The 12,012-nt window shown below is 68.0% G+C and carries 11 protein-coding genes; 7 read left to right on the plus strand and 4 right to left on the minus strand.

All coding sequences use genetic code 11. The features are described 5' to 3' along the window. Positions 1-15 precede the first annotated feature (15 nt). The gene (locus VHA82_RS15880; RefSeq protein WP_325545413.1) at positions 16-1,269 is read left to right on the plus strand and encodes a lipoprotein-releasing ABC transporter permease subunit; all 1,254 of its coding nucleotides are present in this window, start codon (positions 16-18) and stop codon (positions 1,267-1,269) included. After that, positions 1,262-1,957 carry a lipoprotein-releasing ABC transporter ATP-binding protein LolD gene (gene lolD / locus VHA82_RS15885; protein WP_325545415.1) on the plus strand — a complete coding sequence of 232 codons (696 nt, stop codon included), beginning with the start codon at positions 1,262-1,264 and terminating at the stop codon, positions 1,955-1,957. The genes VHA82_RS15880 and lolD overlap by 8 nt, the downstream gene beginning before the upstream one ends. A 72-nt stretch (positions 1,958-2,029) precedes the next feature. Here the strand turns inward: lolD and VHA82_RS15890 are convergent, their stop codons facing one another. From VHA82_RS15890 to VHA82_RS15905, 4 genes are all read right to left on the minus strand, one after another. Next, positions 2,030-3,070: a VWA domain-containing protein gene (locus VHA82_RS15890; protein WP_325545417.1), complete on the minus strand. Its 1,041-nt coding sequence runs from the start codon at positions 3,068-3,070 to the stop codon at positions 2,030-2,032. A gap of 9 nt (positions 3,071-3,079) precedes the next feature. Further along, positions 3,080-4,132 (minus strand): DUF58 domain-containing protein, encoded by a 1,053-nt coding sequence (locus VHA82_RS15895; protein WP_325545419.1) that lies wholly within the window; start codon positions 4,130-4,132, stop codon positions 3,080-3,082. Further along, on the minus strand, positions 4,113-5,117 hold the full coding sequence (locus tag VHA82_RS15900; RefSeq protein WP_325545421.1) for a MoxR family ATPase: 1,005 nt from the start codon (positions 5,115-5,117) through the stop codon (positions 4,113-4,115). The genes VHA82_RS15895 and VHA82_RS15900 overlap by 20 nt, the downstream gene beginning before the upstream one ends. A 65-nt stretch (positions 5,118-5,182) precedes the next feature. Then, positions 5,183-6,166, minus strand: a complete 984-nt coding sequence (locus VHA82_RS15905; RefSeq protein WP_325545423.1) for a S1C family serine protease — start codon at positions 6,164-6,166, stop codon at positions 5,183-5,185. Between the two features lie 187 nt (positions 6,167-6,353). Here VHA82_RS15905 and VHA82_RS15910 point away from each other — a divergent pair, with 187 nt between their 5' ends. From VHA82_RS15910 to VHA82_RS15930, 5 genes are all read left to right on the plus strand, one after another. Beyond that, positions 6,354-7,190, plus strand: a complete 837-nt coding sequence (locus VHA82_RS15910; protein WP_325545425.1) for a TatD family hydrolase — start codon at positions 6,354-6,356, stop codon at positions 7,188-7,190. Continuing rightward, positions 7,187-7,957: a spermidine synthase gene (locus VHA82_RS15915; protein ID WP_325545427.1), complete on the plus strand. Its 771-nt coding sequence runs from the start codon at positions 7,187-7,189 to the stop codon at positions 7,955-7,957. Before VHA82_RS15910 ends, VHA82_RS15915 begins: the two co-directional genes overlap by 4 nt. Then, on the plus strand, positions 7,954-9,765 hold the full coding sequence (locus VHA82_RS15920) for a GspE/PulE family protein (protein ID WP_325545429.1): 1,812 nt from the start codon (positions 7,954-7,956) through the stop codon (positions 9,763-9,765). Before VHA82_RS15915 ends, VHA82_RS15920 begins: the two co-directional genes overlap by 4 nt. A gap of 157 nt (positions 9,766-9,922) precedes the next feature. Then, positions 9,923-10,411 carry a tripartite tricarboxylate transporter TctB family protein gene (locus VHA82_RS15925; RefSeq protein ID WP_325545431.1) on the plus strand — a complete coding sequence of 163 codons (489 nt, stop codon included), beginning with the start codon at positions 9,923-9,925 and terminating at the stop codon, positions 10,409-10,411. Positions 10,412-10,431: 20 nt separating this feature from the next. After that, positions 10,432-11,943: a tripartite tricarboxylate transporter permease gene (locus VHA82_RS15930; RefSeq protein ID WP_325545433.1), complete on the plus strand. Its 1,512-nt coding sequence runs from the start codon at positions 10,432-10,434 to the stop codon at positions 11,941-11,943. Positions 11,944-12,012: the final 69 nt, after the last annotated feature.

Genomic DNA, 12,012 nt, shown 5'->3' on the forward strand with positions numbered 1-12,012 from the left:
CACAATGCGCGCCTGATGCGAATTCCGTATGAACTGGTGCTCGGCTGGCGCTACACGCGAGCGGGCCGCGCCACGCGCCGCAACGGCTTCATCTCGTTCATCTCCGCGGTGTCGATGCTCGGCATCGCGCTCGGCGTCGCGGCCCTCATCATCGTGCTGTCGGTCATGAACGGCTTTCAGAAGGAAGTGCGCGACCGCATGCTCGGCATCGTGTCGCACATCGAGATCTACGGGCCCGGGGGCGGTCCGCTCGCGGATATCGACCGCACGATGGCCGAAGCGAAGCGCAATCCCGAGGTGATCGGCGCGGCGCCCTTCGTCGCGGCGCAGTCGCTCGTCGCGCGCGGCGACGACATGCGCGGTGCGATCGTGCGCGGCGTGGACCCGGCGCTCGAGCCGCAGGTGACGGACGTCGCGGCGGGGTTTCGCGAAACGCTCGCGAAGCTGAAGCCCGGCGAATTCGGCATCGTGCCGGGCATCGAACTCGCACGCAACCTTGGCGTGCAGCCGGGCGATCCGCTCACGCTCATCGCGCCGGGCGGACAGGTCACCCCCGCGGGCGTCGTGCCGCGCCTGAAGCAGATGACGGTGGTCGGCACTTTCGATTCGGGCCATTACGAATACGATTCGGGGCTCGTGATGGTGCATATCCAGGATGCGCAGCGCATCTTCCGGCTGGAAGGCCCGACGGGCGTGCGCCTGAAGCTGAAGGACCTGAATCGCGCGCGCGAGGTGGCGGCCGAACTGCAGCACACCCTCTCGGGCGAGTTCCTGATCCGCGACTGGACGCAGCAGAACCGTACGTGGTTTTCCGCCGTGCAGCTCGAAAAACGCATGATGTTCATCATCCTCACGCTGATCGTCGCGGTGGCCGCGTTCAACCTCGTGAGCACGCTCGTGATGACGGTGACCGACAAGCGCGCCGACATCGCGATCCTGCGCACGCTCGGCGCTTCGCCGCGCAGCATCATGGGCATCTTCGTCGTGCAGGGTGCGGCGGTGGGCGTGATCGGCACGCTCGCGGGGCTTTTCCTCGGCCTCGTCGTCGCGTTCAACATCGACGTGATCGTGCCCTTCATCGAACATGTGCTGCACGCGAGCTTCCTGCCGCGCGACATCTACCTCATCAACCGGATGCCGAGCGATCCGCAAAGCGCGGACATCATGCCGATCGCGCTCATCTCGCTCGTGCTCGCGTTTGTCGCGACGCTTTATCCGAGCTGGCGCGCGAGCCGCGTGAATCCGGCGGAGGCGCTGCGGTATGAGTGAAGTGGCGAGCGATGCGGTCCTCGCCTGCCAGGGCCTCACCAAGCGCTTCCAGGAGGGCGATCTCGACGTGGAGGTGCTGCACGGCGTCGAGCTGCGCGTGAACGCCGGCGAGACGCTCGCGATCGTGGGGGCGTCCGGCTCGGGCAAGAGCACGCTCCTGCACCTGCTCGGCGGGCTCGACGCGCCCACGAGCGGGTCGGTGCAGCTGATGGGGCGGCAGCTGGCGGCGCTGTCGCCCTCCGCGCAGGGGGACTTGCGCAACAAGTACCTCGGCTTCGTCTATCAGTTCCATCATCTGCTGCCCGAATTCAGCGCGCTCGACAACGTGGCGATGCCGCTGCGCATCCGGCGCATGCCGCTCGAGGCGTGTCATGCACAGGCCGCGGAGATGCTCGCCGCGGTCGGGCTCGGCGAGCGGGTGAAGCATCGCCCCGCGGAGCTTTCGGGGGGCGAGCGCCAGCGCGTGGCGATCGCGCGGGCGCTGGTCACGCATCCGGCCTGCGTGCTCGCCGACGAGCCGACGGGCAATCTCGACCGCGTGACGGCGGACGTCGTCTTCCAGCTGATGCTCAAGCTCGCGCAGGACCGTGGCACCGCGTTCGTCGTGGTGACGCACGACGATCAGCTGGCCGAGCGGTGCGGGCATCGGCGGCGGCTCACTTCGGGGCGGCTGGACTCCGTTGGCTGAATGCCGCCGAGCGCGCAGTGGACGTCATTGCAAATGCAGTGCACGCGCCGGTGGGGCGCTGTCGACGCCCGCTCAGAGTATCCGGTTGAACCACGCAAGCGAGAGCCCCGCCGACAGCACCACCAGCGCTGCTGCCGCCATCGCGAAGAGCGCCGAGATCTCGGTCTCCTTCTTCTCCACCGTCAGCTTGGACGAGAGCGACTCGTACACCTTGCGCAGATCGTGGGCCGTGCCGGCGTAGAAGTATTCCGCACTCGTCTTCTGCGCAATCTGCTTGAGCGTTTCCTCATCGAGCCGCACGCGCATCGACCAGCCTTCGAAGCCGATCGTCTCGCCGTCCACCGTGCCGATGCCTACCGTGTACACGCGAATGCCGCGGTCCGCGGCGAGCTTCGCCGCATCGAGCGGGTCCACGCCCGTCGTGCGCTGGCCGTCGGTGAGCATGATGATCGCCGCCGACGTGAAGGAGCCCGGCGCGACCGGCTGGCGTTCCTTCTTCGGCTTGCGGTCGTCGTCGATGGCGAAACCCTGCTGCCGGTCCCGCCCGGTCTGCAGCGACTGCAGGTCGATGCCGTCGTCGGGGAACAGCGCCGCCAGCGAGATCACGATCGCGTTGCCCGTGGCCGTCGCCCGCTGCAGCTGGAAGCGGTCGATCGCGGTCACGAGGTCTTCGCGATTCGTGGTCGGCAGTTGCGCCACCTGCGCCGAGCCCGCGAAGGCGACGATGCCCACTTTCACGTGGCGCGGCAGCTCGCCGATGAATGCCTTGGCCGCGTTCTGCGCGGCGACGAGGCGGTTGGGCTGCACGTCCGTCGCGCGCATGCTGCCCGAAACGTCGATCGCGAGAATGATGGTCTGCTGGTTCGAAGGCAGCGTGACGACGGCGACGGGCCGCGAAGCGGCGACGAGCATGCACGCGAGCGCAAGGAGAAAGAGCGCGGGCGGTACGTGCCGGCGCCACTGCGGCCCGCGCCCCATCGCTTCCTTCACGATCGAGAGCGACGCGTAGCGCACCGCGAGCTTCTTCTTGCGCCGCAGAAGCCACAGGTAAAGCAGCACGAGAAGCGGCAGGGCAAGGAGGGACCAGAGGTTCTGCGGCCAGAGGAAGTTCATCGGCATCTCCTAACGCCCCCCGAAAAATCTCGGCTCGCCTCCCCCGGGGCCGTGCGAGCCGGCACGCCGCAGGTGCGTCGGCAGGCCGCCGCCTGCCGCGAGCCGGATGCGGCGCTTGCGCATCTCGACGAAGCGCACCACCGCCTCGACGAGGTCGGAATCGGTGGCGAGTTCCAGCGCATCCACGCCCGCGGCGACCAGCGCCTGGCGCAGCTCGGCCTCGCGCTGCGCGGCGATGCTCGCGAAGCGCCGGCGAAACGCCTTGTCGTGTGTGTCGACCACGATCTGCTCGCCCGTCTCGGCGTCGCGCATCGTGAGAAGACCCAGGTCGGGCAGCTCGAGCTCGAGCGGATCGAGCACGCGAACCGCGATCACCTCATGGCGCTCGGCCAGGAGGGCGAGCGCGCGTTCCCAGCCGGGCTCGCTGATAAAGTCCGAGACGATGTAGACGGTCGAGCGCCGCCGGATCACGCTCGCGGCCGAGCGGATCAGCTCGGCGAGGTTCGTGCCGCCCGTTTCTTCGTGTTCACGGTGCGTCTGCATCGCATGCAGGAGGTGCAGTACGTGGCGGCGGCCGCTGCGCGTGGGGATCACCGATTCCACGCCCGCGCCGTAGAGCATCGCGCCGACCCGATTGCCCCGCCGTGTGAGCAGGCGCGCGAGCACCGCCACGAATTCGGCGGAGATGTTGCGCTTGCGGAATTCGCCCGAGCCGAAGTCGACGGACGGACTCAGGTCGAGCAGGAACCACGCCGACATCTCGCGGTCTTCGGTGTACACGCGCACGTGGGGAACGGTGGTGCGCGCCGTCACGTTCCAGTCGATGTGGCGCACGTCGTCGTGATGCTGGTATTCGCGCAGGTCGGTGAGGTCCAGCCCCGTGCCGCGCAGCAGCGTGCGGTAGTCGCCCTGCAGCAGGCCGTCGAGCCGCTTGATCACGGTCCATTCCAGCCGGCGCAGCACGCGCTCGGCATGGCCGTGGCGGCCGACGAGGCCGAAGGACACGGCGCCTGGCGCCGCGTCCGGCGCTTTCGTGCTGCTCTCAGGCGGCGAGCTTCTCATGTTCCAGCGGTTTCGGCGGCGCCGGGATGCGCGCCATGATCTTGCCGATCAGCGCATCGGACGTGAGTCCTTCGGAAAGCGCTTCGTACGAGAGCACGAGGCGATGGCGCAGGACGTCGGGCACCAGGTCGGTCATGTCTTCCGGCAGGGCGTAGCTGCGCCCGCGCAGCATGGCGAGCGCGCGCGCGCCTTCCGTGAGATTGATGGTGGCCCGAGGGCTCGCGCCGTAGGTGATGTAGCCGACGACGTCCTTCAGGCCGTGGCGCGCCGGCTCGCGCGTGGCCGAGACCAGCTTCACCGCGTACTGCACGAGCGAAGGGTCCACGTAAATGCGGCGGCATTCCTTCTGCAGCTCGGCGAGCTGCTCGGTCGTGGCGACCGGCACGACGTCCACCGAGGGGCCGGTCACGCGCTGCACGATCACGAATTCCTCTTCGTCGCTCGGATAGTCCACGAGCACTTTCATCATGAAGCGGTCGACCTGCGCTTCGGGCAGCGGGTACGTCCCCTCGGTCTCGATCGGGTTTTGCGTCGCCATCACGAGAAAGGGGTTGGGCACCTTGTGGGATTCGCCCGCGATCGTCACCTGCCGCTCCTGCATCACCTCCAGCAAGGCGCTTTGCACCTTGGCCGGCGCGCGGTTGATTTCGTCGGCCAGCAGCAGGTTGGCGAACACGGGCCCGAGCGAGGTCGTGAATTCGCTCGTCTTCTGGTTGTAGACGCGCGTGCCGACGAGGTCCGCGGGCACGAGGTCGGGCGTGAACTGGATGCGCTTGAAGACGCCGCGCATGGTGTTGGCGAGCGTTTTCACCGTGAGCGTCTTCGCAAGACCCGGCACGCCTTCCACGAGCAGGTGGCCCTGCGCGAGCATCGCGACCATCACGCGTTCGAGGAAGCGGTCCTGCCCCACCACCACGCGCTTGACTTCGTAGAGGATCTGCTCCATCAGCTGGGCGGTGGCGGCTTCGGATCGGTTCTGTTCCATGGAGAATGGCTTCGGGTGGGTGGGATGAAGGGAAGGGACCGCGCGTTTCGTCGGGCGTGGCCCCGTCAGAAGGGCGGCAGGCCGACTGCGGAGGCCGCGTTCTCGATCGGCACGGCAAAGCCGATGCCGAGGAACGTGCGCGCGGGCGTGGGGTTCAGGATGGCGGTCACGATGCCCACCACCTCGCCGTCCATCGTGACGAGCGGCCCGCCGGAATTGCCGGGATTGGCGGCCGCGTCGAACTGGATCAGGTTCTTCATTTCCTGCTTGCCCTCGGGCGAGCGGAAGACGCGGCCGAGCCCCGAGATGATCCCGCCCGAAGCGGAGGGGCCGATGCCGAAGGGGAAGCCGACCGCGAGCACCTTGTCGCCGGGCTGCAGGTCGTGGGTGGAGCGCAGCGTGGCGGGGATGAGGTCGTCCGGGAGCTTGGAGGCCTGCAGCACCGCGAGATCGTTCTCGGGCTGCACGCCCGTGATGGTCGCGGGCGACTCGAGTCCGTCGGAGAACACCACCTTGATGCGGTCGGAGCCCGCGATCACGTGCATGTTGGTGAGGATCACGCCCTTGTCCACGATCACGACGCCGGTGCCGACGCCGCTTTCCACTTCGTCGTCCGCCGCGTCCGAATCGGTCGTCGCGTCCATCATCCCGTGCGGGGGCTTCCCGGGCCGGGCGGGCTTCGCGCCTTTTGCGCCCTTGTCGGAGTGCTCACCCTTGCCGGCCTTCCCGATCTCTTCCTTCAGGTGACTCTTCTTCACGTAGCTCACCACGCGCACCACCGACGGCTTGATGTTCTCGTACGCCTTGGCCCATTCGGAGGGCATCACGTGCGTTTCCATCGTCTTCAGCACGGCGGCGTTGATGTCTTCCTGCGTGAGCCTGCGCGGGTGCGGCTGCAATGCGAGCGAGAGCGCGAGCGCCGCGCCCAGCAGCAAGATGGCGGTCCAGAGCAATCGGGGGCTCGCGAGCGAGATCGCGAAGCGGCGCCGCCGAAGCGCGCCGGGGGAGGGGGAGCCGGCGCCTTGCGCCGCGGCCGAATCATCCGGCATGTCGCCGGGCACGCCGGCCGCACCCGAGTGCCCCGTTTGCGATTCGCCGGTTTGCGCCGATCCGCTCGGCCGGTGGGGCCGACTGGAGCTATAGAGGGCGGGCCTGCGCATCCATGCACCTGCGTTCTTGCGCTCACACGGTATCACGGTTTGCAGGGCTCTGCACGCCTTGCGGCATGATCGGGCGGTGAGTTCGTGGATTGATACGCACTGCCATCTGGACGCGGCGGAATTCGAGCCCGACCGCGATGCCGTGCGCGCGCGCGCCGCCGCGGCCGGGGTTGCGCTGTGCGTCCTGCCGGCCGTCCTGCCGCGCGCCTTCGACGGCGTGCGCGAACTCGCGATGCGCCATGGCGATGCCTATGCGCTTGGCATCCATCCGCTTTACATCGCGGATACGAACGACACGGATCTGGCCGCGCTCGAGCGGTCGCTCGCGCGCTGGCGGGACGATCCCCGGCTCGTCGCGGTGGGCGAGATCGGGCTCGACTTCTTCGTGCCGGGGCTGGATGCCGCGAAGCAGGAAAGCTTCTATCGCGCGCAGCTTGGCCTGGCCGAGCGCTTCGACCTGCCGGTGATCCTGCACGTGCGCCGTTCGGCCGACCGCCTGCTGAAGTACCTGCGCGAAGCGAAGGTGCGAGGCGGCATCGCGCATGCGTTCAATGGCAGCGTGCAGCAGGCGCGGGAATTCGTGCGCCTGGGCTTCAAGCTCGGCTTCGGCGGGGCGGTGACGTTCGAGCGCGCGCTGCAGTTGCGGCGGCTCGCCCGCGAACTGCCGCAAGACGCGATCGTGCTCGAAACCGATGCGCCGGACATTCCGCCGCACTGGCTCTACCGGACGGCCGCCGAGCGCGCGGCGGGCGAGCCGCGGGCGCGCAACGAACCTGCCGAACTGCCGGGGATCGCCGCCGTCGTAGCGGCCTTGCGAGGTGTCTCGGTCGATGAGCTCGCGCGGTCGACCGGCCGCAACGCGGTTGCCGCGCTGCCGAAGCTCGCGGCGTTCCAACATAATCCCCGCCAGTGAAATCCGCCGCGCGCCCACTGCCCGAAGTCACATTCAGCGACCAGGGCGACATCCGCTTCCTGCATTTCGGCACGCCCTGGGTGCAGGGCTCGATGCGCATGGACGAGCCGTTCGGCATCCACCTCGAATACGTGCAGCGCATGATGGCGTGGCTGCTCTTCGTGCCGCCCGTGAGCGTGGCGAAGCGTCATGCGATGCAGCTCGGGCTGGGCGCGGCCGCGCTCACGAAGTTCAGCCACCGCAAGCTGCGCATGCGCACCACCGCCATCGAGCTCAATGCGCAGGTGATCGCGGCGTGCCGCCTGTGGTTCAAGCTGCCGGCCGACGACCAGCGCCTCACGGTGGTGCTGGGCGACGCCGCCGAAGTCGCGCGCCACGAGCACTGGCGCGCGAGCGTCGATGCGCTGCAGGTGGACCTCTACGACGAGGAGGCGGCCGCGCCCGTGCTGGACAGCGAATCGTTCTACCGCGACTGCAGGCGGCTCCTCACCGAAGATGGGTGCATGATGGTCAACCTCTTCGGCCGCGATGCGAGCTACGAGCGCAGCCTCGCGCGCATCGTGGCCGCGTTCGGCGAGGAAGCCGTGTGGGCGTTCCGTCCGACGCGAGAGGGCAACACGGTCGTCGCGGCCCTGCGCTCGCCGTGCGAGCCCACGCGCGCGCAGCTTGCCGAGCGCGCGGAAACCATCGAAACTCGCTGGGGGCTGCCCGCGCGCAAGTGGCTGCGCGTGTTCAGGCCCTTGGCCCGAGCGACCCCGACCCGATGAGCGCCGTTCCCAAACACAAGACGCATGCCCAGCACGCGCCGCCCCGCGCGGCGACCGGTGCGGGGCCGGTGCACTGGCGCCAGGTCGTGGAGTGGCTGAGCGAGGACGGCGTGATCACGCAGGAGCAGGCGCGCCGCACCATCGCGCGCTGTTCGCAGGCCGAAAGCGCGCAGCACCCGCTCGTGCGGCTGGCCGCCGTGTCGATGGAACGCGCGAGCGACGGCAAGCCGCTCGACATCGAGGCGCTCACGCAGTACCTCGCGACCAAGGCGCGGCTCGACTACCTGCGCATCGATCCGCTGAAGGTCGACGTGGGCAAGGTCGCGGACACCATGAGCGCGGGCTACGCCGAACGCCACAAGGTGTTGCCGGTGCAGGTGACCCCCACCGAAGTCGTCGTCGCCACCGCGGAGCCTTTCGTGACAGGCTGGATCGACGAAGTGGAGCGGCAGGCGCGCAGGCGCGTGCGGCGCGTGATCGCCAATCCGCTGGACATTCACCGCTACACGGCCGAATTCTTCGCGCTCGCGAAGTCGGTGCGCCAGGCGCAGAAGACGGGCGGCAGCTCCGGCGCCGCGAGCTTCGAGCAGCTCGTCGAGCTCGGCAAAACCAACAAGCAGCTGGACGCCAACGACCAGGGCGTCGTGCAGGTGGTGGACTGGCTCTGGACCTATGCGTTCGACCAGCGCGCGAGCGACATCCACCTGGAGCCGAGGCGCGAGCAGGGCGTGATCCGCTTTCGCATCGACGGCGTGCTGCACCCCGTCTACCAGATGCCGATGGGCGTGCTGAACGCGATGATCGCGCGCATCAAGCTGCTGGGCCGCATGGATGTGGTGGAGAAGCGCCGGCCGCAGGACGGCCGCATCAAGACGCGCAATCCGCGGGGCGAGGAAGTGGAAATGCGCCTGTCGACCCTTCCCACCGCGTTCGGCGAGAAGATGGTGATGCGCATCTTCGACCCCGACACGGCGGTGAAGGACCTCGACGCGCTCGGCTTCACGCCGCACGATGCGCAGCGCTGGGAGGCACTGGTGCGCCGGCCGCACGGGATCATCCTCGTCACCGGCCCGACCGGCTCGGGCAAGACGACGACGCTTTATTCGACGCTGAAGCGCGTGGCCACCGAGGAAGTGAACGTGAGCACGGTGGAGGACCCGATCGAGATGATCGAGCCCGCGTTCAACCAGACGCAGGTGCAGACGCAGCTCGATTTCGGTTTCGCCGAAGGCCTGCGCGCCCTGATGCGGCAGGACCCGGACATCATCATGGTGGGCGAAATTCGCGACCTGACCACCGCGGAGATGGCGGTGCAGGCCGCGCTCACGGGTCATCTCGTCTTCTCCACGCTGCACACCAACGACGCGCCCTCGGCCGTCACGCGGCTCATGGAGCTGGGCGTGCCGCCCTACCTCATCAACGCCACCGTGCTGGGCGTGCTCGCGCAGCGCCTCGTGCGCACGCTGTGCCGCCAGTGCCGCGAGAAGGACGACGAGGCGACGCCCGAGGCGCTCGGCGAGATCATCCGGCCCTGGAAGATCACGAGCGGGTGGAACCCGTACCGGCCGGTAGGCTGCGTGGATTGCCGCATGACGGGCTTTCTGGGGCGCATGGGGCTGTACGAGCTCCTGACCGTGACGGAAGTCTTCAAGGAGAAGGTGATGAAGGTCCCGACCATCGATGCGCTGCGGCGACAGGGCATCGCCGATGGAATGCGGCCCTTGCGACTCGCCGGGGCGCTGCGCGTGGCGGAGGGGCTCACGACGCTCGAGGAAGTGCTCACGGCGACGCCGCCGCTGGAGACTTGACCGTCTCGACGTAAAACGTACGCGGTCATTCCCGCGCAGGCGGCAATCCGGGGCGTTCGATCCGTGGAGAGCCGGTAGCCGCCACTAGGTACTTGCCGCATCAGTTTGCGGTCAGATTCATCGCACAATCCGCCGGTTCGGGAACTGGAGACGTCGGATGAAGATAAAAAGCCAGAAGGACTTCTGGGCGGGGCTGTTGTTCATCGCCATGGGCATCGCCTTCGCATGGGGCGCGACGAACTACACGATCGGCGAAGGCGCCCGCATGGGCCCGGGGTATTTTCCGCTCATGCTCGGCATCCTGCTGGCCGGGCTCGGAGCCTTCGTGCTGTTCGAGTCGCTCGTGGTCGAGACGGAAGACGGCGAGAAGATCGGGACATGGGCCTGGCGGCCGCTTGCTTTCATCCTCGCGGCGAACTTCGTCTTCGGCATCCTGCTCGGGGGGCTTCCCGGCTTCCACGTCCCCGCGATGGGCATGATCCTCGCGATCATCGCCCTCACCTTCATCTCCGCCTTCGCGGGTGACGAGTTCAACCTGAAGGAAATCGCGATCCTCTCGGTGGTGCTCGCCGCGGGCAGCTACGCCGCCTTCGTCTGGCTGCTGAGGCTGCAGTTCCAGGTCTGGCCCACCTTCATCGCCGGCTGAGAAAAGTCGAGGACACACGCATGGACCTGTTCGCCAACCTCGCCCTCGGCTTCGGCGTGGCATTCACGCCGATCAACCTGCTCTACGCGTTCATCGGCTGCGTGCTGGGGACGCTGATCGGCGTGCTGCCCGGCATCGGCCCGGTCGCGACGATCGCGATGCTGCTGCCGGCCACCTACGCGCTGCCGCCGGTCTCGGCGCTCATCATGCTGGCCGGCATCTACTACGGCGCGCAGTACGGCGGCTCGACGACCGCCATCCTCGTGAACCTGCCGGGCGAGTCGTCCTCGGTCGTGACCGTGATCGACGGCTACCAGATGGCGCGCCAGGGCCGCGCGGGCCCGGCGCTCGCCGCCGCGGGCCTCGGCTCGTTCTTCGCGGGCTGCGTGGGCACGCTCATCCTCGCGGCATTCGCCGCGCCGCTCACCGAAGTCGCGTTCAAGTTCGGTCCCGCCGAATACTTCTCGCTCATGATCCTCGGCCTGATCGGCGCCGTCGTGCTGGCTTCGGGGTCGCTCATCAAGGCGATCGCGATGATCGTGCTCGGCCTGCTGCTCGGGCTCGTGGGAACGGACGTGAATTCCGGCGTGGCGCGCTTCTCGTTCGACATCCCGGAGCTCACCGACGGCATCGGCTTCATCACCATCGCGATGGGCGTGTTCGGCTACGGCGAGATCATCCAGAACCTCTCCATGCCGTCGGACAACCGCGAAGTGTTCACCGGAAAGGTGAAGCACCTCTATCCGTCCAAGGAAGATTTCAAGCGCATGGTGCCCGCCGTGCTGCGCGGAACGGCGCTCGGCTCGGCGCTCGGCATCCTCCCGGGCGGCGGCGCGCTGCTGTCCGCGTTCGCGGCCTACACGCTGGAGAAAAAGACCAAGCTGAAGCCCGGCGAGGTCCCCTTCGGCAAGGGCAACATCCGCGGCGTCGCCGCGCCGGAATCGGCCAACAACGCGGGCGCGCAGACGTCGTTCATCCCGCTTCTCACGCTGGGCATCCCGCCCAACGCGGTGATGGCGCTGATGGTGGGTGCGATGACCATCCACAACATCCAGCCCGGCCCGCAGGTGATGACGAGCAACCCGCAACTCTTCTGGGGCCTGATCGCCTCGATGTGGATCGGCAACCTGATGCTCGTCATCCTCAACCTGCCGCTGATCGGCATGTGGATCAAGCTGCTCACCGTGCCCTACCGGTGGCTCTTTCCGGCCATCGTGCTCTTCTGCGCGATCGGCGTGTACTCCACCAACAACAACACCTTCGACGTCTGGATGGTCGGCATCTTCGGCTTCGTCGGCTACATCTTCATCAAGCTCGGGTGCGAACCCGCGCCGCTGCTGCTCGGGTTCATTCTCGGCCCGATGATGGAAGAGAACCTGCGGCGAGCGCTGCTGCTGTCGCGCGGCGACTGGAGCGTGCTCGTCACGCGGCCGCTCTCCGCGAGTCTCCTCGCGGGCGCTCTCGCGCTCGTGGTGATCGTGGCGCTGCCCTCGATCAAGGCGAAGCGCGCGGAAGCCTTCGTGGAAGACTGAGGCCCGCATCGTGCAACACGACGACGGCGCCCGAGGGCGCCGTCGTCACTTTTGGCCGACAATCCGTCT

It is taken from the genome of Ramlibacter sp. (assembly GCF_035548915.1).
In the GTDB taxonomy this organism is placed as follows: domain Bacteria; phylum Pseudomonadota; class Gammaproteobacteria; order Burkholderiales; family Burkholderiaceae_C; genus Ramlibacter.

Coding starts and splice junctions, on each gene's coding strand:
- VHA82_RS15895 (WP_325545419.1), bottom strand. CDS start 4,132: ATGAGAAGCTCGCCGCCTGAGAGCAGCACGAAAGCGCCGGACGCGGCG.
- VHA82_RS15900 (WP_325545421.1), bottom strand. CDS start 5,117: ATGGAACAGAACCGATCCGAAGCCGCCACCGCCCAGCTGATGGAGCAG.
- VHA82_RS15920 (WP_325545429.1), top strand. CDS start 7,954: ATGAGCGCCGTTCCCAAACACAAGACGCATGCCCAGCACGCGCCGCCC.
- VHA82_RS15905 (WP_325545423.1), bottom strand. CDS start 6,166: ATGCCGGATGATTCGGCCGCGGCGCAAGGCGCCGGCTCCCCCTCCCCC.
- VHA82_RS15925 (WP_325545431.1), top strand. CDS start 9,923: ATGAAGATAAAAAGCCAGAAGGACTTCTGGGCGGGGCTGTTGTTCATC.
- lolD (WP_325545415.1), top strand. CDS start 1,262: ATGAGTGAAGTGGCGAGCGATGCGGTCCTCGCCTGCCAGGGCCTCACC.
- VHA82_RS15890 (WP_325545417.1), bottom strand. CDS start 3,070: ATGAACTTCCTCTGGCCGCAGAACCTCTGGTCCCTCCTTGCCCTGCCG.
- VHA82_RS15880 (WP_325545413.1), top strand. CDS start 16: ATGCGAATTCCGTATGAACTGGTGCTCGGCTGGCGCTACACGCGAGCG.
- VHA82_RS15930 (WP_325545433.1), top strand. CDS start 10,432: ATGGACCTGTTCGCCAACCTCGCCCTCGGCTTCGGCGTGGCATTCACG.